Annotated in this window: 28 protein-coding genes; 6 read left to right on the top strand and 22 right to left on the bottom strand. The window is 46.7% G+C overall.

What is annotated here, in order from left to right; genetic code table 11:
* Positions 1 to 90: 90 nt before the first annotated feature.
* The gene (locus tag M1D71_RS18385) at positions 91 to 1,254 is read right to left on the bottom strand and encodes a matrixin family metalloprotease (protein ID WP_458123129.1); all 1,164 of its coding nucleotides are present in this window, start codon (positions 1,252 to 1,254) and stop codon (positions 91 to 93) included.
* 83 nt (positions 1,255 to 1,337) lie between these two features.
* On the opposite strand from M1D71_RS18385, the gene M1D71_RS18390 reads away from it, so the two are divergent.
* Positions 1,338 to 1,715 (top strand): hypothetical protein, encoded by a 378-nt coding sequence (locus M1D71_RS18390; RefSeq protein WP_458123130.1) that lies wholly within the window; start codon positions 1,338 to 1,340, stop codon positions 1,713 to 1,715.
* Between the two features lie 104 nt (positions 1,716 to 1,819).
* Here M1D71_RS18390 and sigF read toward each other — a convergent pair whose 3' ends face one another.
* The 11 genes from sigF to M1D71_RS18445 form a co-directional block, all read right to left on the bottom strand.
* Positions 1,820 to 2,575: an RNA polymerase sporulation sigma factor SigF gene (sigF, locus tag M1D71_RS18395; RefSeq protein ID WP_036607856.1), complete on the bottom strand. Its 756-nt coding sequence runs from the start codon at positions 2,573 to 2,575 to the stop codon at positions 1,820 to 1,822.
* Positions 2,576 to 2,589: 14 nt separating this feature from the next.
* Positions 2,590 to 3,045 (bottom strand): anti-sigma F factor, encoded by a 456-nt coding sequence (gene spoIIAB, locus M1D71_RS18400; protein WP_036672324.1) that lies wholly within the window; start codon positions 3,043 to 3,045, stop codon positions 2,590 to 2,592.
* A complete protein-coding gene (gene spoIIAA / locus M1D71_RS18405; protein WP_458123131.1) occupies positions 3,042 to 3,395 on the bottom strand; it encodes an anti-sigma F factor antagonist in 354 nt (117 codons plus the stop codon). The genes spoIIAB and spoIIAA overlap by 4 nt, the downstream gene beginning before the upstream one ends.
* Before the next feature lie 143 nt (positions 3,396 to 3,538).
* A complete protein-coding gene (locus M1D71_RS18410; RefSeq protein WP_458127291.1) occupies positions 3,539 to 4,687 on the bottom strand; it encodes a D-alanyl-D-alanine carboxypeptidase family protein in 1,149 nt (382 codons plus the stop codon).
* A gap of 275 nt (positions 4,688 to 4,962) precedes the next feature.
* Positions 4,963 to 5,787 (bottom strand): purine-nucleoside phosphorylase, encoded by an 825-nt coding sequence (locus tag M1D71_RS18415; protein WP_458123132.1) that lies wholly within the window; start codon positions 5,785 to 5,787, stop codon positions 4,963 to 4,965.
* 130 nt (positions 5,788 to 5,917) lie between these two features.
* A complete protein-coding gene (locus tag M1D71_RS18420; protein WP_458123133.1) occupies positions 5,918 to 6,808 on the bottom strand; it encodes a tyrosine recombinase in 891 nt (296 codons plus the stop codon).
* A 75-nt stretch (positions 6,809 to 6,883) separates the two neighbouring features.
* A complete protein-coding gene (locus M1D71_RS18425) occupies positions 6,884 to 7,126 on the bottom strand; it encodes a DUF4227 family protein (RefSeq protein WP_215075928.1) in 243 nt (80 codons plus the stop codon).
* Between the two features lie 160 nt (positions 7,127 to 7,286).
* Positions 7,287 to 7,754, bottom strand: a complete 468-nt coding sequence (fur, locus tag M1D71_RS18430; protein WP_090922447.1) for a ferric iron uptake transcriptional regulator — start codon at positions 7,752 to 7,754, stop codon at positions 7,287 to 7,289.
* A gap of 107 nt (positions 7,755 to 7,861) precedes the next feature.
* Entirely contained in the window at positions 7,862 to 8,491 is a 630-nt protein-coding gene (gene spoIIM / locus M1D71_RS18435) for a stage II sporulation protein M (protein WP_458123134.1), read from the bottom strand.
* A 135-nt stretch (positions 8,492 to 8,626) separates the two neighbouring features.
* On the bottom strand, positions 8,627 to 9,847 hold the full coding sequence (locus tag M1D71_RS18440) for an endonuclease Q family protein (protein WP_458123135.1): 1,221 nt from the start codon (positions 9,845 to 9,847) through the stop codon (positions 8,627 to 8,629).
* Positions 9,848 to 9,849: 2 nt separating this feature from the next.
* Positions 9,850 to 10,443 (bottom strand): NUDIX domain-containing protein, encoded by a 594-nt coding sequence (locus M1D71_RS18445; protein ID WP_458123136.1) that lies wholly within the window; start codon positions 10,441 to 10,443, stop codon positions 9,850 to 9,852.
* 310 nt (positions 10,444 to 10,753) lie between these two features.
* On the opposite strand from M1D71_RS18445, the gene M1D71_RS18450 reads away from it, so the two are divergent.
* On the top strand, positions 10,754 to 10,888 hold the full coding sequence (locus tag M1D71_RS18450; RefSeq protein ID WP_458123137.1) for a Z-ring formation inhibitor MciZ: 135 nt from the start codon (positions 10,754 to 10,756) through the stop codon (positions 10,886 to 10,888).
* Positions 10,889 to 11,034: 146 nt separating this feature from the next.
* Here M1D71_RS18450 and M1D71_RS18455 read toward each other — a convergent pair whose 3' ends face one another.
* Entirely contained in the window at positions 11,035 to 12,168 is a 1,134-nt protein-coding gene (locus tag M1D71_RS18455) for a M20/M25/M40 family metallo-hydrolase (RefSeq protein WP_458123138.1), read from the bottom strand.
* Positions 12,169 to 12,250: 82 nt separating this feature from the next.
* On the opposite strand from M1D71_RS18455, the gene prli42 reads away from it, so the two are divergent.
* The gene (gene prli42 / locus M1D71_RS18460) at positions 12,251 to 12,352 is read left to right on the top strand and encodes a stressosome-associated protein Prli42 (RefSeq protein WP_017687624.1); all 102 of its coding nucleotides are present in this window, start codon (positions 12,251 to 12,253) and stop codon (positions 12,350 to 12,352) included.
* 28 nt (positions 12,353 to 12,380) lie between these two features.
* On the opposite strand, the gene lipB is transcribed toward prli42, so the two are convergent.
* The 5 genes from lipB to lpdA all read right to left on the bottom strand — a co-directional run bounded on the left by lipB (position 12,381) and on the right by lpdA (position 18,279).
* Entirely contained in the window at positions 12,381 to 13,088 is a 708-nt protein-coding gene (gene lipB, locus M1D71_RS18465) for a lipoyl(octanoyl) transferase LipB (protein ID WP_458123139.1), read from the bottom strand.
* 116 nt (positions 13,089 to 13,204) lie between these two features.
* A complete protein-coding gene (locus tag M1D71_RS18470) occupies positions 13,205 to 14,650 on the bottom strand; it encodes a dihydrolipoamide acetyltransferase family protein (RefSeq protein ID WP_458123140.1) in 1,446 nt (481 codons plus the stop codon).
* A gap of 47 nt (positions 14,651 to 14,697) precedes the next feature.
* Positions 14,698 to 15,684 (bottom strand): alpha-ketoacid dehydrogenase subunit beta, encoded by a 987-nt coding sequence (locus tag M1D71_RS18475; RefSeq protein ID WP_017687621.1) that lies wholly within the window; start codon positions 15,682 to 15,684, stop codon positions 14,698 to 14,700.
* 2 nt (positions 15,685 to 15,686) lie between these two features.
* Positions 15,687 to 16,715 (bottom strand): thiamine pyrophosphate-dependent dehydrogenase E1 component subunit alpha, encoded by a 1,029-nt coding sequence (locus tag M1D71_RS18480; protein ID WP_458123141.1) that lies wholly within the window; start codon positions 16,713 to 16,715, stop codon positions 15,687 to 15,689.
* 139 nt (positions 16,716 to 16,854) lie between these two features.
* Positions 16,855 to 18,279: a dihydrolipoyl dehydrogenase gene (lpdA, locus tag M1D71_RS18485; protein WP_458123142.1), complete on the bottom strand. Its 1,425-nt coding sequence runs from the start codon at positions 18,277 to 18,279 to the stop codon at positions 16,855 to 16,857.
* A 233-nt stretch (positions 18,280 to 18,512) separates the two neighbouring features.
* Between lpdA and M1D71_RS18490 the strand changes: the two genes are divergently transcribed.
* Both M1D71_RS18490 and M1D71_RS18495 read left to right on the top strand, forming a co-directional pair.
* Positions 18,513 to 18,830 (top strand): DUF2627 domain-containing protein, encoded by a 318-nt coding sequence (locus M1D71_RS18490; protein ID WP_017687618.1) that lies wholly within the window; start codon positions 18,513 to 18,515, stop codon positions 18,828 to 18,830.
* A gap of 65 nt (positions 18,831 to 18,895) precedes the next feature.
* Entirely contained in the window at positions 18,896 to 19,243 is a 348-nt protein-coding gene (locus M1D71_RS18495) for a potassium channel family protein (RefSeq protein ID WP_458123143.1), read from the top strand.
* Positions 19,244 to 19,251: 8 nt separating this feature from the next.
* On the opposite strand, the gene M1D71_RS18500 is transcribed toward M1D71_RS18495, so the two are convergent.
* Positions 19,252 to 19,464, bottom strand: coding sequence for a hypothetical protein (locus M1D71_RS18500; protein ID WP_062835250.1), 213 nt, complete (start codon positions 19,462 to 19,464; stop codon positions 19,252 to 19,254).
* 175 nt (positions 19,465 to 19,639) lie between these two features.
* Between M1D71_RS18500 and M1D71_RS18505 the strand changes: the two genes are divergently transcribed.
* Positions 19,640 to 20,239 carry a thymidine kinase gene (locus M1D71_RS18505; RefSeq protein ID WP_458123144.1) on the top strand — a complete coding sequence of 200 codons (600 nt, stop codon included), beginning with the start codon at positions 19,640 to 19,642 and terminating at the stop codon, positions 20,237 to 20,239.
* 115 nt (positions 20,240 to 20,354) lie between these two features.
* Here the strand turns inward: M1D71_RS18505 and M1D71_RS18510 are convergent, their stop codons facing one another.
* The 3 genes from M1D71_RS18510 to M1D71_RS18520 all read right to left on the bottom strand — a co-directional run bounded on the left by M1D71_RS18510 (position 20,355) and on the right by M1D71_RS18520 (position 23,258).
* The gene (locus tag M1D71_RS18510) at positions 20,355 to 20,831 is read right to left on the bottom strand and encodes a hypothetical protein (protein WP_017687614.1); all 477 of its coding nucleotides are present in this window, start codon (positions 20,829 to 20,831) and stop codon (positions 20,355 to 20,357) included.
* Positions 20,832 to 21,366: 535 nt separating this feature from the next.
* A complete protein-coding gene (locus tag M1D71_RS18515; protein ID WP_458123145.1) occupies positions 21,367 to 22,017 on the bottom strand; it encodes a hypothetical protein in 651 nt (216 codons plus the stop codon).
* A gap of 203 nt (positions 22,018 to 22,220) precedes the next feature.
* Positions 22,221 to 23,258 carry an NAD(P)/FAD-dependent oxidoreductase gene (locus M1D71_RS18520; RefSeq protein WP_062835253.1) on the bottom strand — a complete coding sequence of 346 codons (1,038 nt, stop codon included), beginning with the start codon at positions 23,256 to 23,258 and terminating at the stop codon, positions 22,221 to 22,223.
* Positions 23,259 to 23,367: the final 109 nt, after the last annotated feature.

Below are 23,367 nucleotides of genomic sequence, written 5' to 3' on the forward strand. Positions count from 1 at the left end.
TGACATTTGTCTTTATATCTGAACCTGATTAATATGATTTTATATTGGCTCTTTATTTTTCATTGATACTACCAATGCTTCTGCTTAAAATTAATTCGTTTCAATTTCCGCTACTTTATTGAGAAGTTCATCCAGACTTATCCCAGAAATATTGTCCTCGATGGAATCTACAGTATCGTTGTGTAGCGTAACTTTATTAAGCTCGATATCTTGGTATATCCCTACATTGTCAATTAAATTACTTTGCAGCTTAACGGAATTATTATTGTCAATTGTTACTGAGAACGGTTCTATTGCTCCATAATAATTATCTAGCTCTTTATTCTGTTTAAGGAACAATACATATTTACTCTTTGTTTTAGGTGCTATATAGAGGAGGTCTGATACAGTAACTTGCTCCTCAACATCTTCAGAGAACTTTAAAGTCAAGGATTCCGCAGCTCGATGATTAACCTTAATGTTCTCTCCATCTACACTGCCTTTAATAACTTTATCGATTTTAAAATTATAAAGTTGGCCTTCTACAAATCCCTCTTCACTTTCTTTCTGACTATTATTAGGGTCACGTAACATATTCCATGTTTCAAAGCCTGCTTGGTATTCTCCAATTACAATTATGTCTGATTCATGGACCATTTCTTCTAAATTGTTGGTTGTTGGAAAGTCATAACTTAAATTAACATCGGTAGGGACTTGAGTCTGATATACAGCCGCTGCTACAGCATTCCATCCAATGGTGCCTGCATATATTTGCGTCAACGTTTGAACATCATATGAGGTTGGAAACCATAAATTAGATCTATTTCTAGCAGTGTTCATTATTGAGTTGCTATTGTTATGGGCAAGTCCCATTGCATGTCCAATTTCATGAGTTGCAGTGCTAGTCGCTACATTTGATCCTGTAATATTGGAATTACCAATATTTAATCCTCCTTGAAATTTTGTGATTATAAAAGTATCAGTGTTATGCCATGTGTTCATTCTTCCATATAAAGTTGATGACACTTCATTAATGACACCTAAAGTGTTAACGGAACTGCTGTTAGAATAGAGGTTCATTCCCTTTTCATTCCATTGAGTAACAGCATTAGACCAGCCTTTTTGCATGAGGGAACTTATACCACTGTCCACTTTATACGTCATGTTTTTAGAATAGAAGCGCCAAATTTCTGTTTCGTTCGCATGAGCAAGTGTGCTTGAAGAAAGGAAAAGCGCAGCAATCAATAAAGAAGAAAAAAACTTTCTCGATTTCATAGTAATCCTCCTAATAATTTGATATATTTTACAATACATCTTATAATTTCAATATAATCAACTAGATTCAAGGGAGGGATTACATGAGATGTATAATAATGGTCTTTTTGATAGCTATTATTGCAGGATGTGGTGAAAAAATCGACGGAGACCAGATGATGAGTACTGGCGATATTTTAGCGAATGAGATGATTCAAACTGATCCATCTGCAGATTTCTTTTTACTCAAAGATCGAGTGTATGTAAGAAAGGAGGAAATCAAAAATATGGACCAATTAGGTGAAAAGTTAGGAACAATTGAAAATAAATATATACAAGAGGGAGAATATAAGGATTTGATGTCTACGCAACTTCCAGTGGGAACAGAAATTTATCAATTCAAAAATGAAAAATCGATAGATCAGGTAATCGTTAAGGAAAATGAAAAACTAATGATCTACCAATCATTATCCGAAGGATAATCATTATCCCTTGATGCACAGCCTAACAACAAATAACCTTCCTCGCCATAATGCGCGATAGAAGGTTGTTAGTTGTCGTATATTGGTGTATAAACGCCACGAAATTACTGCGCGATCTGGTCGCGGATGGATTGCAGTATTTTTTTCTCCAGACGTGATACCTGCACCTGAGATATTCCCAGCCTGCTGGCTACCTCCGACTGGGTCTGATCCCGGTAATACCGAAGATAGACGATTAACCGTTCCCGCTCGCTGAGACCACCGATGGCTTCGTTCAGGGCCAGCTTGTCAAACCAACGTTCTTGAGACTCGTCGGCAATCTGATCCATTAATGTAATGGGATCGCCGTCATTCTCGAATACCGTCTCATGGATTGAGGTCGGTGGTTTGTTTGCTTCCTGGGCAAATACGACTTCCTCCGGGGTTACCCCCAGCTCTGCGGCTACTTCTTTGATCGTTGGTAGACGATCCAGATGTTTGGACAGTTCGTCCCTTTTCTTGCGGACTTTATTCGCCATCTCTTTGAGTGAACGACTGACCTTCAGGGTACCGTCATCCCGCAGGAATCGCTGGATTTCTCCGATGATCATCGGCACCGCATAGGTCGAGAACTTCACGTCATAACTGAGATCGAATTTGTCCACTGACTTGAGCAGACCGATACAACCAATCTGGAACAGATCTTCCGGATCATATCCCCTGTTCATAAAACGCTGTACGACGGACCAGACGAGTCTGATGTTGCAGTTCACCAGCGTATCCCGTGAGACATGGTCACCCGACTGACTGAGCGCAATCAGCCGTTTGACCTCGGCATCGTCCAAATAGGTCTGTGAAGATGGTTTCACTTCAGCATCCATAAGAACACCAACCCCTAATTATACAATGCTTTCTTGGATTCAATCCTTTTCTTCATCTTGATGGAGGTGCCTCTGCCGGGCTCACTGCTGACTTCGAATTCATCCATAAAGTTTTCCATAATGGTGAAGCCCATGCCCGACCGCTCAAGTTCGGGTTTGGACGTATATAGCGGCTGCTTCGCCAGTTCAAGATCTTCGATTCCTTCACCGCGGTCTTCCACAATAATTGTGATCATGTCTTCCCGAATCTCGGCCTGGATGGACACAACACCCTCGGAGTTATTGTTGTATCCGTGGATGATGCTGTTGGTCACAGCTTCCGAAATGACCGTCTTCAGGTCACTGAGCTCGTCCATCGTTGGATCAAGCTGGGAGATGAATGCAGCAACGGTTACCCGTGCAAACGATTCATTCTCTGACTTGGCCGCGAATTGCAGATTCATGAAATTTGTCCCTGTTCCTTCATTCATGAGACGACCTCCAGACCTGAGAGAGCAGTTCCCTCATTTTCGTATATCGGCATAATCTTGAACAAACCCGACATTTCCAGCAAACGATACACCGGCGAATTGACGTCACATACTACCATCTTGCCGCCTTTATTCTTAATGAGCTTGTATCTTCCCAAAATGACACCCAGACCCGAACTGTCCATAAATTGCAGATCTTTCAGGCTGAGTACCAGATGCTCGCTTTGTTTCCGCTGAATAGCTTCATCCATTTGCATCCGTACCATGTCAGCTGTATGGTGATCCAGCTCCCCGGATAATCGTACAATCAGAATCCCGCGATGGTGTTCCATTTCCACATGCAAGTTCACGTTTGCCCACTCTCCTCCCTGTCTTGAACAAGGATTTCTACGTTTCCAAAGGCTTTTCCTGCCCCCCGACAAAACTAGAAGAAAACCCCTATTTAACTACAAAATATGTTCGAAGGATGTGTGTAACTCGCGTAATTCGCCGTTTAATCAAACAGATTGGACGTCGTCCGCTTAAACAGCTTCCACCAGCCAGCTTTATTCACGTCCTGTGGAGCCTGAATGTCGAATTCCTTAATGACATCGTTGCCCTGGTAAACCACCAGTTTACCTATACTTTGCCCAGCTTTGATCGGGGCTTTCAATTCTTTGGCGACCAACAATTCATGCCGGATGTCATTGGATTTGGCTCCTTTGCGCATCAGCACACTATAATTTTGCGTGGCATTCAGAGGCAGCTCGGCAACTTCACCTTTTTCAATTTTCAGACTACCCAGCAGATCCCCTGCCTTGTATAGCGCCTTCATCGTATATTGACTAAAGGCATAGTCAAACATCGAAGACACCTCGCTGTTCCGTGTTTTGGTATTCGGTTCACCGAGTACCACGGAAACGACACGCAGTCCATCCTTGGACGCTGTAGCGGAGAGACAGAACTTGGCTTCGGACGTGTAACCTGTTTTCAAACCATCTGCCCCTTCATAAAAACGAACCAGCTTGTTCGTGTTCACCAGCCAGAATGGCTTTTCCGTATCTTTGCGAAGGTAATCCTGATATGCACCGGTGTACTTCGTAATCCCGGAATGTTTCAGTAGTTCACGGCTCATGACGGCAATATCATGGGCGGAAGAATAATGATTATCGACCGGAAGGCCGTTACAATTGGCAAAATGAGTATCCTTCATGCCAAGCTCCTTCGCACGTTCATTCATCAGCTGTACAAAGGCTTCTTCCGAACCGGCGATCTTCTCTGCCATCGCTACCGAGGCATCATTGCCTGATGCCATTGCAATCCCTTTTAACATATCATCGACCGTCATTTCTTCCCCGGGCTCCAGAAAGATCTGCGAACCGCCCATGGATGCTGCGTATTCGCTCGTTCTTACCTTGTCCGTCAGCTTCAACTTGCCCGTGTCGATCGCTTCGATCGTGAGCAACATCGTCATAATCTTCGTAATGCTTGCCGGAGGCAGCTGATCATGACTGTTTTTCTCATAAATAACGGTTCCTGTATCTGCATCCATTAAGATCGCAGAAAGCGCCGACGGGGCCAAATCAGCGGCTCCAGCTGCCTTTGGTTTTTCTTCAGCCAATGCCGTTGATGCCAAAAGGGACAGCAGGATACAAAGGGTCATGAACGATGCCATTATTCTTTTTTTCACTAGGTTACCTCCTCAAATGACTTGCTTACTGCATGTTCCATGCATGTACTGCTAATCATTGTCGGCGCGTTTGCAGTAAATTATTCCATCTTACCTATGATTTCCCGAACTTTTTGTAGAAAAGGAGCTCAAAGCAAAAAAACGCACTGCACTCAACTCATGAGCAACCGTACGTTCAGAATAACAAGAGAAGGTTACCCCCGATGATTTCTCATTCGAAGAGGTAACCTTCTCTACTCAAATCTTGCTTACATTTGTGGAATAACTGCCAATACCAACGCCAGGAACGACTCACGCACACGTTCAGTCGTTTCCATAACCTCATCGTGCGACAGCGGCTGGTCGAGAATTCCGGCTGCCATGTTGCTGATACAGGAAATACCGAGCACTTCCAGACCTGCATGGCGTGCCACGATCACTTCCGATACAGTGGACATGCCCACTGCGTCTGCACCTAATATACGCAGCATTTTGATCTCTGCCGGTGTCTCGTAGTTCGGACCAAGCATACCTGCGTATACCCCTTCGCGTACGTTAAAACCTTGTGATGCGGCCGTATCCTTCGCCAGTGCACGCAAGCGGCGGCTGTAGGCTTCCGACAGATCCGGGAAACGCACACCCAGTGCAGCGTCATTCGGTCCGATCAGTGGATTTTTGCCTGTGAGATTCAAGTGATCAGAGATCAGCATCAAGTCTCCAGCTTCGTACGACGTATTCACGCCGCCCGCAGCATTAGTTACAAGCAGGCTACTTACACCCAGTTCTTTCATGACACGTACCGGGAAGGCTGTCAGTTCGGGACCATATCCTTCGTACATGTGGAAGCGGCCTTTCATCATCACGACTGGACGACCTTTGATGGTTCCAACCAATAGTTCACCTTCATGTCCTTCTACTGTGGACACCGGAAAATGCGGAATATCCTGATAAGCGATACTTACGCCATCTTCAATCAGTTCTGCCAGTACGCCAAGACCCGAACCCAAAATCAAACCGACTTCCGGCTTGATGGAGCTTTTGCTTTGAATATAAGATGCTGCTTCCGAAATCATTTGTTGGTTTAATGCTGTCATACGATGTATGTTCCTCCTTGAGTTGAAACGATCCGTCTTTATGTATAACGGCGTTTAGATGTATTCAATTTATTTTATCCTAAATCGGCACCATGTTCCGCATTTATTTGTGAATGCCATGCGTCAAAATCTATCTTGCCCTCGGATGATGAGTTTCATAGATTTCTTTCATGGTTCTCCGACCATGATTGCCATATTGTTGTCCAGGCTGCTCCACATGGCCAAGCATGTCTTGAACGGCACGTGTGTCTGCTCCACTCGCAATCAGATGTGCTGCAAACGAATGACGGAGCGTATGCGGCGTAATTTCTCCCGAAATACCCGCATCCACTGCCGCTTTTTTGAGCAACTTCCAGAATCCCTGCCGGGTTAAACGCCTGCCAGACACATTCACGAACAGTGCCTGCTCGTCCGAATCGGTTTTGAGCAACTGATTGCGGAACTCCTCCACATACACACTTGCCCAATGTGCGGCTGGCGCACCGATGGGAAGAATGCGTTCTTTGCCTGCCCCACCACATCGTATAAAGCGCATGTCCGGTTGTACATCCCGAATGTCCAGCGCAATCAGTTCCGAGACACGAATGCCTGTAGCATACAATAGCTCAAGCATCGCTCGGTCTCTCACACCCTGCGGTGAACGAATATCAGGCGCTGTCAGCAACTGTTCGATCTCCGGGATGGTTAACACCTGTGGAGGCGTCTTATCCGCCTTGGGAGCTTCCACATCGAACGTAGGGTCCTGTATGATATCACCCCGCCGCATCAAAAAATGAAAGTAGGAGCGCAGAGATACGATACTCCGGGCAATCGTTGCGTTGGCACGTCCTGCCTGTTTGAGCTGACCTGCAAACAGGACGACATGTGTGCGTCTGACCTGATCGGCTTCGTGTATGCCATATTCCTTATCTGCAAATTCAATGAACTTGTCCACGTCTCGGAGATACGATTCAAGTGTGCTGCTTGACATCCCTTTATCATCTTCCAAGTATAAGGCATAGGCGTGTATCGTCTGTTTCATGTACAACGCTCCTCAACTGACAGATCTGCCGCTCCGGCAGACTGCTCCCGTATTTGCATCCCTGACTGTTCGAAGCTACTCCCCGTACCAATAGAATAAACGGAGACGCTCTGCCATCGTAGGACGTCCTTCTCCATTACCCGGCCAATCCGTTTCCTGAAATACTTTGATCGCATTTCCAGTCGGCATCTGATACTGATCCACAGGTGAGATCCAACCATTAAACAGATCCAGAACATGATAAAACAGATAAACTAATGCAGCAAAAAATAGGATAAATCGAATAAAACGGAGCCCTCTCCGCACTGATATGATCATGGGTGTGTCCCCCTCCTGATTCGAATCCGGTTTTGTCCTTGAAATCAGGGTATGTCCATAAACACAGGTTTATGCCATTGGAGGTAAACTCCAGATCATGTCCGGTGCCAAAAAAGCTCTCCCGTCAAAACCGCCGGTGAGAGCTTGAAGATATGCTATGTTATTCTTCATCTTTGGGCTTCTGTTCATTTTTAGCTTTGCAACGATAACAAATTCCATGAAAGTCCAGTCGGTGATCTACTACCGAAAAGTTAAATTCCCGCTCCAAACGCTCTTCAAGCGGTCCAAGCCAGTCTTCACGTATTTCATCCATACTTCCGCATTGAACACAGATTAAGTGATGATGGTGATGCTTGGATGTATCTCCGCGCAGATCATAACGCGCTACACCGTCGCCGAAGTTGATTTTCTCTACAACATGCAGCTCACTCAGCAGTTCGAGGGTACGGTACACGGTTGCCAGACCGATTTCGGGAGCCTTTTCTTTAACGAGCATGAATACGTCTTCTGCGCTCAGATGATCTTCTTCATTCTCAAGAAGTACTCTTACGGTGGCTTCCCGCTGGGGCGTTAATTTATATCCTTGGGACTGTAGTTGCTGCTTAATTTTATCGATCCGTGCTTCCATTTTCTCCCTCCCCCTAGGAAATCACTGCACACTGCAACTTAACCCACTCTTTTCATTATAGGGGGAGTGCGTAATTAAAGTCAACATTTTACACTATACGGTACACGCTAGGCCGGCAGTAACATTGGCGTGACCCAACGCATCATCGCAGGTGTAACCCATGTTTCAAAAGATGCCACGCCGAGCAGCAGTGCAGCCATGGCCAAAGTTAACACTATATATGAAGCAAAAGGTCTTTGTCGACCCGGTGTTCGCTGCATCAAAACACGATTGCGAATGATGTATAACGAGAACGTCATGGCTGCCACACTACAGATCAGCAGGATCGGAATGACGAACAAATTATGCGGTGCCACGGATACCAGCGCAAACAACAACCCTTTCCAGGAATACTGCCCAACAAGATACCCCACTGTGAATCCAATGAGCACACCTTTTAGAAAATCCAGAACCAGTATACCGGGCAGTCCGACGACGGATAAACCCAGAATAAAGATCAGACCTACCCATTTCAGATGAAGCATAGCAATGTCCCAATATGCCCCGGTCTCCGTCACTTGTGCGCTGTGCTGCACCGTCATGAAGAAGTTCCCAAGATAGCCCTCCAGATCCTGACGTTGCTCAAGAGACAATGCATTGACCATAAGCGCGCCAAAAATGACGCCGACCAGAAACAAGACAGCCACGAATACATATAACGAAGTCTGACCTTTAAATGTAAAGTAGGAAGAGCGCATACAGGTACGAATCCCCTTTCCGGTTGTCATGCTGCAAGGATGCTCAATCATATCCTCATAGTCATTCTTATGAACCGAAACGCACCTGTATGACTCCTTGTCCAGATTGGCTCTTCGTGAAGTGAAAGCTGCTCTCTACTCTGATGCTCTCTCTTGAACTGCAACCTTCCCATACGTACCTCCACCTCCGGAGGACAGCTCCAGTTGCCCGTTCCGTGCGGCCACGATAAATCCTGCTAGCACAGGTCCAACGACCGCAGCAAGCTCTTCCTCACGGGTACGGTGAAGTACGTTCATTTCCGTACCAAACTGCTCCAGGAGTTGACGCAGTTTGGCTTTGCCAAGTCCCGGGATGAACTCCAGTGGTACCTGATAATGATAGGCCGGTCTGTTTGCAGGAACCTGAGGGCTCTCCCGATCAGAGATCGCCAGAATGCGGTCCAGCACCCCCTGCACCAGCTTCTGACTGCCACAGTGAGGACAACGCTCTGCTGACATCGCCTGCTCGTCCATAATACTGCCACATGCTGCACAGTAGGTACGGTGATACTTGCCCAGCCTTGGATTCAGACCATAATTGGCAGTAATCCTTCTGCCTGCTTCTCCTTGGAGTGCCATACGGAATTCATCAAAAGAAGGTGCAGCCACTTGCAGTTCATTATACTCCCGTCCAATCTTACCGAGGGAATGCGCATCTGAATTGGTCAGGAACGGAACATGATCCAATTCCCGAATATAACTGGCCATCGATGAATCGGAGCTTAACCCCAGTTCGACAGCATCCACAAGACGAGTGTCCAGTACATCGCCCATACGGGGCGCCGTACTGCCATAGATGCCTTTATGCGGTGTAAACACATGCGCAGGTACAATAAGTCCACCACGAGCCTTAATCTCGGCCTGCATCTCTAGAGCGGGCACGTATACCCGCTGAGAGCTAAGGTTCACATTTTTCATATAACGCTTCATCCAGTCCGTAAAGGACTTCATCGTTCTCAGATCACGAAAGTACGCCAGCATATGGAACTCACGCATTCCAGGCTCTCGGAGCTCAATCTCTGTACCCAGTAGAATAGTTGTGTCCTGGTAGGCAATGCCGCCTCCCTCAATTTCGGACATCGTGCCATCCTCCAGTAATTGCTCAATATCCATCTGCACTACTGGGGAATGACAATCAATGACACCGAGCAAATGAATCCCTTTGCGTTCCGAAGCTTCCCGAGCAATGTTCTCAAATGTCAGATCCCGACTGCCACTGATTTTAACCGCCTCTCCACGGGACGTACGTCCGATGTGGATATGCAGGTCCGTATAACAGGGCTCCCACAAAGTGGACGTTGCCAGTTGATCCTGCATCCTTATAACCGTCCTGTCGTTCTGTAAAGATCCCATGCGTACACAGCCATCATTGTTTTGGCATCGCTAATCCGGTTCGCGTCCATGAGCGCATAGGCTTCCTCCAGTGTGATCTCGGATACTTCAAGGAATTCATCCTCGTCCAGCTCCATATCTCCAGCTTCCAGCTCTTCAGCGATGTAGAGATGAATGATCTCATCTGCGAACCCTGGTGAGGTGTAGAACGAACGCAAATGACGCAGTGACTTGGCTACATATCCAGTCTCTTCTCGCAATTCACGTGCTGCTGCAACCTCTGGTTCTTCACCCGGGTCCAGTTTCCCCGCAGGAATCTCTACTTCGGTGCGTCCCATTGCCTGACGATATTGATCCACAACAAGCATGCGATCCCCGTTCAGAGCAAGTACAGATACTGCGCCAGGGTGCCGGATAATTTCACGTGTAGCCGTCTGACCGTTCGGTAGCTTAACGGTATCGACCTGAAGTGAAATCACTTTCCCCTCGAAGATCGGCTTGGTAGACACGGTCACTTCATCCAGCTTCGGATTAGCAGGTTGTGCCGCATGGATGGATTGGGCAGATTGGTTTGGTTTCATTTGTTCTTCAACTCCATATCGTTGGATTATATATAAATTGACTAAAAATACTTACACTAACCACTCCGATGACAGAACAACCCTTCGATCGCTGTTATCCCCAGATTTTTTGATTTCTTTCTCTAATAGATAAAATTTGGTGATAAAGGCGAACGCTCCGCTTCTCTTGGTTATTTCTGTCCTCTCCGTTCTTGTGTAAAGGATTAGCTCAATTTATATATTCGGTTAATGTATAATTCTCTGATTTTGGGCATATGGTGAGCGTATAGAACTCTCACAGCAAATATAAACCGAATCAGGGGGACTTTCGATGAACAGTTATTTGACGCCTCAATCCGTACACGTGGTAGGACAAGCCCGGCAAGTGCAGCTCATACTCAAGCAATGGATGCGCGAGTGGGGCCCTGATGCCAAGTTAAGCGATCTGCTCGCTGGACGTAAATAAATGACCCGAAACATAGTTCCGTTTGAACTTAAAATGAACGAGTCTTCTCCCATGAAATATAACATGAATTCACAAAAAGTCCGAATCCGATACAGACCGGGTTCGGACTTTTGTCTAAGAACTTGTTAGATAACATGTGCTCTATATTATTTCTTATCTGCTGCGTTTTCCTGAATAATAGCCACAACCACCTGAGACAACTTCACAATATCCTCGGCACGAATGCGTTCTTTGGTTGTATGAATATCCTCATACCCTACCGCCAGATTCACTGTCGGAATCTCAAATCCATTAAATATGTTGGCATCACTGCCACCGCCGGAAGCAAACGTACTTGTCTCCAGGCCCAGACTGCGAATAGCACGCTGTGCAAGCTGTACAACTTCATGTTCATTATGGAAACCAAATGCGGGATACAGGATCTCACTTCTGAATTCAGCCGTAGCACCGTATTTCCGGCAAGTGGTTTCCAATGCTTCACGCATCTGCGCAACCTGCAATTCCACTTTTTCCTGCACAATACTGCGAGCTTCCGCCTCAATCTGTACAAAGTCACATACCACGTTGAGTGCTGATCCACCCTGGAATTTACCGATGTTCGCTGTCGTCTCATCATCAATTCTGCCCAGTGTCATCGCTGCAATCGCTTTGGCTGCCACCTGAATGGCGCTGATCCCGTCTTCCGGATTCACTCCCGCATGGGCAGACTTGCCATAGATCCTCATCTGAATTTCAGCTCTGGCCGGTGCAGCTACACAGATCGTGCCTACAGCTCCGTTGGAGTCCAACGCATAGCCGAACTCGGCTTCGATATCTTTTGGATTCATTGCACGTGCACCCACCAGACCAGACTCTTCGCCGACCGTAATGACGAACTGTAATTTACCATGCGGAATGTTGTTTTCCTGAATCACACGAATCGCTTCGAACAATGCTGCAATTCCGGCCTTGTCATCTGCTCCCAGGATCGTTGTTCCGTCACTGCGAATCCAGCCGTCTTCACCCAGTTCAGGTTTAATTCCCTGTCCCGGCGTTACGGTGTCCATATGACATGTGAAAAAGATCGGTGCGACCCCTTCTGTTCCTTCGGCTTCCCAGGTAATGACGAGGTTTCCGGCGCCATGTCCCGTTTGCTCCATGGTGTCATCCTCATAGACATGAAGACCGAGGTCTGCAAACTGTTCTTTTAACACCTTGGAGATGTTCTGTTCGTTTTTCGTTTCACTATCAATCTGCACCAGTTCCATGAACTGATCAATAACACGTTGGTGTTTAATCATAGGACTTTCCTCCCTCTCGTGGATACGGTACAATATAATTACTATGGCTTGTTTACTTTTTGTTGAAAGGAGTTCTCTCATCATGCAAAAAAAGAAATGGTTCAAAATCATCATCTATCTCATGCTGATCGCCATGATCGGGTCCACCCTTTTCATAGCTCTCGAACCGTTATTGTTCGGATAGCAACCCCTGAAGCCTTTCGATGATCTGTTTACAGACGTTGAAGGGCTTCTTTTTCGGTGACCCAAGTGATCTCATAGGGGAAAATGCGATTAAAATACGGAACAATCTCCTGCGCTACCTGCTCCACTGCATAGGACTTGCCTGTTATATCCTCCAGGGAGGTAACGCCATACTGCTCAATCCCACAAGGAACAATACCCTGAAAACCAGCATGTTGAATGCCTGAGGTGATGTTAAAAGCAAACCCGTGACTTGTAACAAAACCACGGCGGTGTTTGCAACGATTAAACTTGATGCCAATTGCAGCAATCTTCATATCACCAATCCACACACCGGTGTACCCCTCTTTGCGCCCGGCTTCAACACCCTCATCTGCGAGGTAATCCATAAGGACCTGCTCAAGTTTCCGTAAATAACCGTGTAGATCCAAGTCTTCATCCCGACCAAGGACCAACAACGGGTAGCCTACCAATTGGCCCGGGCCATGATAAGTAATATCACCGCCGCGGTCAATTTGAAACAAGGAGATTCCCTGCTCCCGCAACTCATCTTGACTGAGAAGCAGATGCTCCGGATGATTCTGTGACCCGATCGTATACGTTGGCGGATGCTGTAAAAGAAGCATCTGCTCCGCTCCCTCACCCTCGTCCAATCGCTGCACAATCGCTTTCTGGCGGTTCCATGCCTCTTCATAATCAAGCATCGGTATGTATGCAACATCCAGCGGCTTGCTCATGATTTCCCCACACCCTTCTGCTTCATGTTCAATGCAAAATTGAGCACCTGTCCGTAGACAGCCGGAAAAGTGCACGGCCTGTGGCACATACACTTTCCCGTCCTTCAACTATTTTCTTAATAAACCTTAGTCTCCATGGTGTATCCTTCCAGGTTCTCTTTGACACGTTGCAAGAACCGTCCGCTGATTACACCATCCAGGATTCGGTGATCCAGCGACAGACACAGGTTCGCCATTGAACGAACGGCGATCATATCATTAATGACCACTGGCTTCTTGACAATCGACTCAAAAGTAAGAATCGCTGCCTGCGGGTAGTTAATGATTGGCTGGGACAGGATTGAACCGAATGAACCCGTATTGTTCACCGTGAACGTACCACCCTGCATATGGTCCAGCTTCAATGTACCCTCCCGCGTTTTCCTAGCCAGCTCATCCACTTCACGAGCCAGACCTGCGATATTTCGTTGATCGGCATGTTTGATTACCGGTGTAAGTACGGAATCTTCGGTTCCTACTGCCATGGACAGGTTGATGTCCCGTTTAACGATAATTTTGTCAACTGCCCATACCGAGTTCATGATCGGGAAGTCTTTGATCGCATTAACGACTCCCTTCATCATGAAGGACAGATACGTCAGATTAATGCCTTCCTTACGCTTGAACTCATCCTTGAGTTTATTGCGCAGCATCACGAGATTTGTTACGTCTACTTCAATCATCGTCCATGCATGCGGAATTTCAGATACGCTCTGACGCATGTTCCGCGCAATGGCATTACGCACAGGGGTAACATCGATGAAATACTCCGATCTTCCCTGACCTCCTCCTTCCACTTCGATCTGTGGAATTTTCGGACTTTCGGTCAGATGAATACCAGAATGTCTCACAGGAACACCTGCATCGGATGCTGAAATCGCTTCTCCGGCGGTTAAACCCATTTCGCCATTTCCACGATTCACTCCGCTGAATGGAGAAGCAGACGGCACGCCAGAAGGCGCATGCTGTACTGCTGCAGATGATGTTTGTGCAGACGATCCAGCCGCGTTACCTCCTTGTGCAACAAATGTCAGCACATCTTTGCGGGTAATCCGACCACCGGCCCCAGTACCTTGGATGCTTTGCAAGTTCAAGCCATGCTCTGCTGCCAAGGATTGCACTGCCGGGGAATACCGATTGCGCATCGGCTGGTTAGGGTCATGTGCTGCTGTATTTGAGGCAGGAACAGGAGTGTGGCTGGCATTATGTTGCACTTGCTCCTGTTGTTGCGATACTTGTGTTACTTGCTCAGCCGCTTCTTCGTCGGAAGCAGCGACCTGCATGCGGCAGATTGCTTCACCAACAGCAATCGTTGTGCCTTCTTCCACCAAGAGGTCACCCATAATTCCATCCACAGTGGATGGAATCTCGGCATTGACTTTATCGGTGATTACTTCACAGATCGGCTCGTACTGTTCCACACGGTCGCCCGGTTTTTTCAACCATTTGCCTATGGTAGCCGAGACCAGCGATTCCGCCAATTGCGGCATAATGACCTCGATCCATTTCATACGTTCAGCCATTTGATTATCACTCCAAACTTTACTTTTAAACGATCCAAAAAACGAAATTAAAACTCGGCCAGTGTACGCATTGCTGCTTTGGCTTTGTCCTTGCTCAGCATGTAGAATTTCTCCAATGTTGGGCTAATTGGCATAGCCGGCACGTCAGGTCCGCAAAGACGCTGAATCGGTGCATCCAGTTCAAACAGACATTCCTCACTAATAATAGCGGCAACCTCGGCACCTACACCACCGGTTTTGTTATCTTCGTGTACGATCAGCACCTTGCCTGTCAGACGAGCGGAAGCTATGATCGCTTCGCGATCCAATGGTTGTAATGTGCGCAGGTCCAAAACGTGGGCTGTAATGCCCTCTTCCCGTTCGAGTTCCTCAGCAGCCTGCATCACAAAATGCAATGGCTGGCTGTAGCCGATCACGGTAATATCGGCACCTTCACGAAGTACGTTGGCTTTGCCAATCGGAACGATGTAATCATCTTCAGGCACATCTTCCTTGATAAGCTTGTAGCATTTTTTATTCTCAAAAAAGAGTACCGGGTCCGGGTCGCGAATGGCCGCTTTGAGCAGCCCCTTGGCATCGTATGCCGAGTAGGGAGCTATAATTTTCAGACCAGGCGTACCAAAGAAGATCGATTCCGGACATTGGGAGTGGTACAACCCACCGAAGATTCCGCCACCAATCGGCGCACGAATAACAATCGGACAACTCCAGTCATTGTTGGAACGATAGCGAATTTTCGCCGCTTCACTAATGATCTGGTTCGTTGCTGGCAGCATAAAGTCCGAATATTGCATTTCGGCAATCGGCTTCATCCCGTACATCGCAGCACCAATGGCAACACCTGCAATAGCGGATTCAGACAAAGGTGTATCCATCACCCGCATTTCGCCAAACTGATCTTGCAACCCTTTAGTTGTGGTAAACACACCACCTTTAAGACCTACGTCTTCACCAAGGATAAAAACATTTTCATCCCGTTCCATCTCTTCTTTCATCGCGAGACGGATTGCATCAATATATTCCATCACTGCCATACTTACCGTCCCCCTTCTTCGCTGTCCGCATAAACGTGCGTCAGAGTGTCCTCAGGTTTCGGATATGGCGCGTTGTCTGCATATTCAGTTGCTTCTTTCATTTCCAGCGCAAGCTGGGAAGCCAGATCCGCATCCCGTGCTTCATCCCAGATGCCGCAATCGATCAAATAGTTTTTCATGCGAGGAACGCCATCTTTCTTCCAGTTCTCCTCCACTTCCTCTTTGGTCCGGTAAGCCAGATCATTGTCGGAGGTGGAATGAGGGGACAACCGATACATCATCGCTTCAATAAGTGTTGGGCCTTCTCCGGCTATGGCACGGCGACGCGCTTCCTTCACTGCGGCGTATACTTCCAATGCATCGTTACCATCTACACGCAGTCCGGGGAACCCGTATCCTAGTGCTCGATCGGATATTTTGCCGCTCAACTGCTTGTGAATCGGTACCGAAATTGCATACTGATTGTTCTCACACATAATAATGACAGGCAATTTGTGCACACCTGCAAAGTTGGCTCCCTCGTGGAAGTCACCCTGATTGCTTGATCCTTCACCAAACGTAACAAAAGAAACAAAATCTTGCTTCTTCATTTTGGCAGCGAGCGCAAATCCAACAGCGTGCGGAACCTGTGTTGTAACCGGGCTGGAACCCGTCACAATCCGCAGCTTTTTGTGACCGAAGTGACCCGGCATTTGCCGACCACCACTATTCGGATCTTCTGCCTTCGCAAAAGCAGACAGCATCAACTCACGCGGAGTCATGCCTACCGCCAGTACAAAGCCGTAATCGCGGTAATAAGGTAAATAATAATCGTGATCCCGATCCAGACCAAAAGCAGCGCCTACTTGCGCAGCTTCCTGTCCTACACCGGATACGTGAAAGTTAATTTTGCCGGCCCGTTGCAAGAGCAAGCAACGCTCGTCAAACTTGCGCGCGAGCAGCATGTATTTGTACATATCCAATACTTCACCATCGCTAAGCCCCAGCTGTTGATGCCTGTGGACCGCGTCTGCAGTACCTTTTGAACTCATATGAGGTACCTCCTTTTAATCAGAGCCTGTGCCATTCTTACTACCCGATCTTATAACCTGGTACTAAGACTTGGCTTAACCTTATTATAATCCCTTTTGCCCAAAAAAGGAAAGGACCTTTCTCATAAGCCTGTTTGACTTATATTCCAATGGCCTTTCCATCGACCGCCAGCATGGCTTCACCCATGATCTCCGACAGAGAAGGGTGTGGATGGATGGTTTGTCCGACTTCCCAAGGTGTAGCATCCAGCATCTGAGCCAGTGAAGCTTCAGCGATTAATTCCGTCACATGGGTTCCAATCATATGTACTCCCAATATATCATTCGTCTTGGCATCTGCGATCACCTTCACGAATCCATCACGACTTCCGTGAATGAGCGATTTACCAATGGCCTGAAACGGAAATTTGCCTGTTTTAATATCATAACCACGTTCTTTGGCTTCACGCTCGGTGAATCCGATGCTGGCTGCTTCCGGACGTGTATACACACAGCGCGGAATAAGGTGGGATTCTACGGCATGTACCGTTTCGCCCGCCAGATGATTGACAGCGAGAATACCTTCATGACTTGCGGCATGTGCAAGCTGTAGACCTCCAATGCAATCACCAATGGCATAGATGTGACCTTCACCCGTTTGTAGCTGTTTGTTCACAGCGATGAAGCCGCGTTCCAATTTAATATCTGTATTTTCAAGTCCGATATTTTCTACATTGGCCTGACGTCCAACCGACACAAGCATTTTCTCCGCTCTCAACGTTTCCTGTTTTGCTTCTCCAAGCTGCACGTCAATCTGTATACCCTCTTGATCCGTGCTATATGTCTCCGTTAGAACGGTGGCGCCTGTCAGGAAACGAACACCTCGTTTGCCGAGCAATCGCTGCATTTCTCTGGCAACATCCTCATCCTCGGCAGGCAACACGTGAGCAGCTGCTTCTACCACTGTGATTTCTACGCCAAAGTCATTCAGCATGGATGCCCACTCCAATCCAATCACACCACCACCAACAATGATGAGTGATGCTGGAAGCTCATCCATGCGCAATGCTTCGTCACTGCTCATAATGAACTTGCCGTCTGGTTCCAGGCCCGGCAGCACACGTGGACGCGAACCAGTCGCAATGATGAGATTGGTTGGAACTACCGTATCCATCTCTCCATCTTCAAACTCCACCGCGACTGCTCCGCTCTGCGGTGAGAAGATGGATGGTCCGATGACGCGACCTTTCGCGTGTACAACCTGGATCTTATTTTTTTTCATCAAATATTGAACGCCCTGATGGAGCTGCTCCACAATCGCATCCTTGCGCGCCTGTACTTTGGGAAATACAAGTGTGGCCCCAGCCGTCTCGATACCATACGTTTCGCTCTCCTGAATCTCGGCGTACACTTCCGCACTTTTCAGCAAAGCCTTACTCGGAATACAGCCACGGTGCAGGCATGTTCCACCAAGTTTGTCCTTCTCAATAATAACGACCTGTTTTCCGAGCTGTGCTGCCCGGATCGCGGCAACGTACCCCCCGGTACCTCCTCCAAGTATTGCAACATCACATGTAATTGGCATCTCTCATGTTCTCCTCTATGAATCAAATTTCAATATAAATGTATTAGATGATGATCGGTTAACTCATGGTTTTGCATATAATCTCTATATACCATTGTACTCTCCTTAAGCGGTCAACTCAAAGTTTGAACCAATCACACATGGACAGCCCATGCATTCCAAGCTATGATGGAATCAGGCATGATCTGTAAGCGTAACCTTTATTTTATGTCGACTCTGGCAGAAAGGGTATAATGCTCATGAATACAAGATTGGTCTTTGCGCGATTCTTGGCGATTGTTGTTCTGGTCATTCCCGGTTTAATGGCAATGAAGGGTTTTCTAATGATGAAAGATGCCCTGTTCCTATATTATGCCGAGCACGGGAACGAACTGATTTCACCAGGTTTCCAGTGGCTTTCCTTCGGCGGTGGACTTGTCCTTTTCGCGGCAGGTATGAGTTTTCTGGGAGGCTGGATCCTGTTCCGTGACCGCAAGCGAAATTATGTAGGTCCCCGTTTCCGATCCAAAAGTGTACCTGAAAAAGCAGAGACGCCCGGAAGGACTCCATGAGTCCGGGCTTTTTGTGTGTTTTTCTGCATCACACCGACAATTATACATAGACAGGATGGATCTTCATGGTATCGTTTTTAATCACGTTACAACGATTGCTCAAAGGCATTTATCATGCGTTCAAGGACCCCAAGTTTCTGGCTTTGTTCGTATTAATTGCAGCTACTCTGCTGTCAGGCACTTTGTTTTACACGCGCGTTGAAGGCCTGCAATGGATCGATGCGCTTTATTTCTGTGCGGTTACTTTAACTACGGTGGGACACCCTGATTTTGTGCCCGCCACCGGATTCGGCAAAGCCTTTACCGTGATTTACATGTTTGCCGGCATTGGGCTTACCTTTGCCATGATTGCCAGAATTACAGCAGGTATTCTATTCCCTCGCAAATTAAAGACAGAAGAGGACCCGGAGTAACCTCCGAGTCATTCGTATAATGCATCCCGCAGTTTGGTAGACATACGTGATTCTTTGGAAGAGGACTTCAATATCGTTCTGCGCAAGGTAAGGTTACTTGCCTGCAGTCTCTCCGCTTCTGCGAACAGTTCTGCAAATAACGCCTGCGTCGCTTCATCCAGAGACCCCTGTTCTTTCAGACTTTCATATTGCGCTTGCAGTGATGTTAATGCTTCACTCATCGTAAACACCTCTTTTCCAACTCCTGTTAAATAGCTGCCTGAACCAACGGCTTAACATTCCATATAGTAACACAAAGCTGTACAGATTAGTTCTGGCTCTTACTAAAGATTTTGTGGTACTCTGTAATGGTCGCTTTTTTTGTTGAATCCCGTATGTGAGAGGAGTAGCAGCACCGTGCAAACAGGACGTATTACCGTAATTACTGGACCCATGTTCAGTGAAAAATCCGGTGAACTCATTCGCCGTTGTCAGAAATTAATTCAATTTGGCCGTAAAAAGGTTGTGGCCTACAAACCAGCCGAGGATGATCGATTTGCCCAGGACGAGATCGTGAGCCGAATTGGTTATCGATTACCTGCTCATTCCATTCCCCGGCAATTAACCCCGGAATCCGTAGAAATGATCCTGAACCAAACCATAGATGCTGATGTTGTTGCATTTGATGAAGTACAATTTTTCAGCAGCGCCATTATGGAACTGGTCTCGGAGCTAGCCTATTGTGGCAAACATGTTATTGTGGACGGACTTAATATGGATTACCGTGGTAAGGAATTCGGATTTGTCGGCGGTCTGCTCGCTATGGCGGATGACATTGAGAAACTCTCGGCTTTCTGTGCCGTATGTGGTAGCCCGGATGCTGCCTTTACGCAACGTATCGTTAATGGTGAACCCGTTACCTTGGGTCCGGTTGTCATGATCGGCGATTCAGAAGCTTACGAGCCTCGCTGTCGTTGCTGCTTCATTCCTCCTCACAAAGTTGAATGCTCTTCATAATTTCTAAGAGATCTCTGAGATCCTCCAAAAAGCCCTTATGGGCTTTTTTTGTTGTAGCTGCGCAATCGTACAAAAAAGCACCGCTTCTCAGCGATGCTTGCAGGGTCACTTCCCGCTAGTCCCGGGAAACAAAATATTTGTTGGTCATGTAGTAAGCGTCACCACGCGACGTTTCCACCATTCCTTTTTTGGCATCCAAAAATACAATCTCTTTACACTTGGTGCAGTACCATTTCGTACGCTTATATGGAGATTCCGTCACGTAAGCCGTGCCGCATTTACAATCAATCTTCATTAATAACTCGGTTGATTTGTAAGCACTAGACAAGCGTTCCAGGTTATCCTGCTGCTGTGTAGGCATAATCGTCTGCTGATAATCCGATAAATGATTCTGAACCTTGAAATCTGCAACCAATCCTGCATTCAATCCAAAAAACTCCTTGCCAATTTCGGTCACGAAGCGCTTCTCATTTCTGTAGCAATCCAGCCACTCAATAATCTGCTTATTAGACAGTGGAACCGTACCCTTGATACCGCTGTTTAAGGTGTAGGTCATGATGTATAAAGTATCGTCTTGTCTACCTGAGTACATTAGAATCCTCCTTCGAATACATTTGCTAATGTACTACAAAAACGCGCATAAATCAAAGCAATGTTATTTCCTGAGCGCATCTTTTCTTATTAAATGGGGAACATTCCTCGTTCATCCGCCAAAGACTTACAAGAACTGCATACACCTGAAACATTTCCCTGTGGGGCCGCATAATGCACGACCGATTTAACATTTTTCTTGCATATGGAACAGTAGTGCCTCCTTTCCTTTTTTGGGGTGTAGTCCGATAGCTTCACTACGTTTTTGTTCAGTCGGAATCGGCGTAAGAAGCCCGGCCATTTCATCTCGCTTCACTCTTTCTGTTCGCCTACTTTTGTAGTCGTTTTTTCGCTCTGGGCTAAAAATCATCGCGCCTTTTTTTATGTATACGATTCCAAGTTGTGCATGCCTATCTCATAATCTATTCGACGTTTTGAGCGTTTTTCCTGTTTTTAATCTCTGCACATATAAAAAAAACCGACAGAACCTGCTCTCCTTAGTTTGGAAAAAACAGCATTGTAGTCGGTTTCCAACCTCATTTATAAAAAGTTCCCAGAACTTCCAGCTCTGGTGAGCGCTCAATTCGAAAAGGGTAGATGTAGCCCTGCTTCATTCGGGTAAATTTACGGCTCCACAGGTCCAATCCGGATGTGAACTGGTAGGCCTGATATATAAACTTGGAACAGTAATTGCGCTCAATACTATGCAGATTGGTCTGCAAACGGTAGAATTTCACCTGCTTGTAATGGTCCTGTACCCAGCCTGCTGCCTTCATGCCTGCCTCATTCAGTCTGGAACGGAATACAATGAACCGATCACCTTCATAGAAACGGGTGATATACCAATCCAGTGAATCAGCAAATACAGGCCCATAAGGGTGCACATGATACACTTTGCCGTCGAGCCCGATAATGCCCATATGCCCGGCGTAATACGTTGATTCCGAGCTTGGTGTGTACACGATATCCCCCGGCTCCAACTTCATCTCGCCCAATGCGTTAATCGGCAAGTCCCGATGTAACCGTTTGGCTGCTGAACGTTCACGCCGACCTTCAACCAACAGCCGATGAAGCGCACCAGCAAGTGCGAGATAAATTTCAGACCATTTGATTTTTTTCTTGTCAGGTCGTTTAAACCAACGCTGAATGAAGGTGAAACCTCGTTGTGGTTGTGAACCCTTTTTCATACGCCGCACTCCACTCTGATCTATTATCATAACTTGTTGTTATTCAAATGTTTCTCAGGCTTATTATAGACATTTGGTGGTACATGTTCAATTCGGAGCTTGTTCTATCTTGTGCCATTATGCCTTCTTATTACCCATTTTATGCAAAAAAGATGACTCCGGAATGAACCCGAAGTCATCTTAATATAACCAATTGCGGAGCTTTATTCTTCTACAACACCAAGGGCTTTATTTTTCTCCTTAAAGCGGCTGTTATGGGAAGAAACATAAGCCACTTTCTCCGCTTCAGGGTCCATGTAAAGCTTCGCACTGTTTACTGCAAGGGCTGCATCAGTGAAAGTACCCGCAATCAGGTACAGTTTGCTACCATAATCTACAAAATCACCTGCGGCAAATACGCCAGGAATATTGGTTTGCAATCTCTCTGTGGTAGTGACATGCCATTCCCCAAGATCAAGTCCCCAATCCCGGATTGGACCAAAATCACTCTTCATGCCATGGTTTACAATGACAGCATCTACTTCAAGCAGTTCAGTTTCACCTGTGTCCACGTGTGAGATGGTCACCTGTTCAATCACATCACCACTCAAACTATGCAGTGTCTCTACCGCATAAGGTGTACGGACATCCACCGAGGATTCTCTCATGCGCAGTACATTACGCTCCAACCCGCCGAAGCGGTCACGACGATGCACTACCGTAACTTGCTCTGCCAGTGCTTCCAGTTCATTCGCCCAATCCACAGCAGAGTCGCCTCCACCCGAGATCAGCACGCGTTTACCGCGGAATGGCTCCAATTCCTGCACAGTATAGTGCAGATTGCTAACCTCGTAACGGTCTGCACCTTCAAGCTCCAGCTTGGCCATTTTATATATACCATATCCAATTGCCAAAATGACGGTACGTGTCCAGTGTTGTTCACCTGTTGCAGAAGTTAACAGAATCGTGCCATCAGGTTGACGCTCGAATCCTTCAATCTGTTGTTCAAACACAAGGGTTGGCTCAAAAGTTCGTGCCTGTTCTTCCAATTGTTTGATCAGATCTTCACACAGAATTGGCGTCACACCTCCAACATCCCAGATCATTTTCTCCGGATAAAAGAGCATGCGACCGCCCAATCTGTCACGTGCTTCAATCAACTTGGTCTTCATATCCCGCATGCCGCTATAAAAGGCAGAGTACATGCCCGCAGGGCCACCGCCGATAATGGTTACATCATAGAGTTCCAACTGCTGATTCATATTAAAAAATACCTCCGTTAATTCGATCCAGAACATCGAGTATTTGATATCGATTCTCATTATCACTTAAATCTAGTTTAATGGCAATCTTATCAAATTACAATGACTA

Source organism: Paenibacillus sp. Z3-2 (genome assembly GCF_054161325.1).

Coding starts and splice junctions, on each gene's coding strand:
- M1D71_RS18385 (WP_458123129.1), bottom strand. CDS start 1,254: ATGAAATCGAGAAAGTTTTTTTCTTCTTTATTGATTGCTGCGCTTTTC.
- M1D71_RS18390 (WP_458123130.1), top strand. CDS start 1,338: ATGAGATGTATAATAATGGTCTTTTTGATAGCTATTATTGCAGGATGT.
- sigF (WP_036607856.1), bottom strand. CDS start 2,575: ATGGATGCTGAAGTGAAACCATCTTCACAGACCTATTTGGACGATGCC.
- spoIIAB (WP_036672324.1), bottom strand. CDS start 3,045: ATGAATGAAGGAACAGGGACAAATTTCATGAATCTGCAATTCGCGGCC.
- M1D71_RS18410 (WP_458127291.1), bottom strand. CDS start 4,687: ATGACCCTTTGTATCCTGCTGTCCCTTTTGGCATCAACGGCATTGGCT.
- M1D71_RS18415 (WP_458123132.1), bottom strand. CDS start 5,787: ATGACAGCATTAAACCAACAAATGATTTCGGAAGCAGCATCTTATATT.
- M1D71_RS18420 (WP_458123133.1), bottom strand. CDS start 6,808: ATGAAACAGACGATACACGCCTATGCCTTATACTTGGAAGATGATAAA.
- M1D71_RS18425 (WP_215075928.1), bottom strand. CDS start 7,126: ATGATCATATCAGTGCGGAGAGGGCTCCGTTTTATTCGATTTATCCTA.
- fur (WP_090922447.1), bottom strand. CDS start 7,754: ATGGAAGCACGGATCGATAAAATTAAGCAGCAACTACAGTCCCAAGGA.
- spoIIM (WP_458123134.1), bottom strand. CDS start 8,491: ATGCGCTCTTCCTACTTTACATTTAAAGGTCAGACTTCGTTATATGTA.
- M1D71_RS18440 (WP_458123135.1), bottom strand. CDS start 9,847: ATGCAGGATCAACTGGCAACGTCCACTTTGTGGGAGCCCTGTTATACG.
- M1D71_RS18445 (WP_458123136.1), bottom strand. CDS start 10,443: ATGAAACCAAACCAATCTGCCCAATCCATCCATGCGGCACAACCTGCT.
- M1D71_RS18450 (WP_458123137.1), top strand. CDS start 10,754: ATGAACAGTTATTTGACGCCTCAATCCGTACACGTGGTAGGACAAGCC.
- M1D71_RS18455 (WP_458123138.1), bottom strand. CDS start 12,168: ATGATTAAACACCAACGTGTTATTGATCAGTTCATGGAACTGGTGCAG.
- prli42 (WP_017687624.1), top strand. CDS start 12,251: ATGCAAAAAAAGAAATGGTTCAAAATCATCATCTATCTCATGCTGATC.
- lipB (WP_458123139.1), bottom strand. CDS start 13,088: ATGAGCAAGCCGCTGGATGTTGCATACATACCGATGCTTGATTATGAA.
- M1D71_RS18470 (WP_458123140.1), bottom strand. CDS start 14,650: ATGGCTGAACGTATGAAATGGATCGAGGTCATTATGCCGCAATTGGCG.
- M1D71_RS18475 (WP_017687621.1), bottom strand. CDS start 15,684: ATGGCAGTGATGGAATATATTGATGCAATCCGTCTCGCGATGAAAGAA.
- M1D71_RS18480 (WP_458123141.1), bottom strand. CDS start 16,715: ATGAGTTCAAAAGGTACTGCAGACGCGGTCCACAGGCATCAACAGCTG.
- lpdA (WP_458123142.1), bottom strand. CDS start 18,279: ATGCCAATTACATGTGATGTTGCAATACTTGGAGGAGGTACCGGGGGG.
- M1D71_RS18490 (WP_017687618.1), top strand. CDS start 18,513: ATGCTCATGAATACAAGATTGGTCTTTGCGCGATTCTTGGCGATTGTT.
- M1D71_RS18495 (WP_458123143.1), top strand. CDS start 18,896: ATGGTATCGTTTTTAATCACGTTACAACGATTGCTCAAAGGCATTTAT.
- M1D71_RS18500 (WP_062835250.1), bottom strand. CDS start 19,464: ATGAGTGAAGCATTAACATCACTGCAAGCGCAATATGAAAGTCTGAAA.
- M1D71_RS18510 (WP_017687614.1), bottom strand. CDS start 20,831: ATGTACTCAGGTAGACAAGACGATACTTTATACATCATGACCTACACC.
- M1D71_RS18515 (WP_458123145.1), bottom strand. CDS start 22,017: ATGAAAAAGGGTTCACAACCACAACGAGGTTTCACCTTCATTCAGCGT.
- M1D71_RS18520 (WP_062835253.1), bottom strand. CDS start 23,258: ATGAATCAGCAGTTGGAACTCTATGATGTAACCATTATCGGCGGTGGC.